The sequence below is a fragment of the Acidaminococcus sp. CAG:542 genome (assembly GCF_000437815.1).
In the GTDB taxonomy this organism is placed as follows: domain Bacteria; phylum Bacillota; class Negativicutes; order Acidaminococcales; family Acidaminococcaceae; genus Acidaminococcus.
Window position 1 is genome coordinate 57,537 of record NZ_FR902083.1, and the last position, 778, is coordinate 58,314.

General features: G+C 64.0%; 1 pseudogene. It reads left to right on the forward strand.

The annotated features are described in order from the left end of the window. Positions 1–778 (forward strand): annotated as a pseudogene (locus tag QVO43_RS06995) (GTPase HflX); the annotation flags it as partial.

The window sequence follows — 778 nt, forward strand, 5'->3', positions numbered from 1 at the left end:
AGGCAGCGACAGCCATGTGGAGCTGCCGGGCACCGATTCCCGCCGAAGCCAGAACCGGCTCTGCGGGGTGGCCTGTATCCACACCCATCCCTCCGGGGCACCCCGGCTCAGCCGGGTGGATCTGTCCGCCCTCCGGGACCTGCGGTTCGATGCCATGGCCGCCATGGCCTGGGAAAATCCCTCCAGCCAGCCTCTCCTCAGCTTCGGGATGATTACGGATCTGGATGAGGATCAGCAGCCGGTGCTCCAGGAATTCGGCCCCTTCAAGGTGAAGGATGTGGCGGCCATGCCCTTTGGGAATGTGCTCCACACAGTGGAAAAGATCCTGGCCAAACGGTCCCGGGGCCACAACCTGGCGGAAGGACCGGAACGGGCCATGCTGATCTCCCTGGCCTGGGGGGATACGGCCTCCCGGTGGACCGCCCAGGATTCCGTGGAGGAACTGGCCCAGCTGGCGGAAACCGCCGGTGCGGAAGTCATCGGCAAATTCGTCCAGTCCCGGCCCAAACCGGACCCGGTGTTCTTCATCGGGAAAGGGAAGGTTCAGGAGCTGTCCCTGTTTGCCCAGCAGGAAGACATCGACCTGTGCATCTTTGATGACGAACTGTCTCCGGCCCAGCAGCGGAACCTGGAACGGGCCCTGGGGGTCCGGATCATCGACCGGACCGGGCTGATTTTGGACATTTTCGCCAAACGGGCCCGGACCAGTGAAGGGAAGCTCCAGGTGGAACTGGCCCAACTCCAGTACATGCTGCCCCGGATCATGGGCCAGGGCACC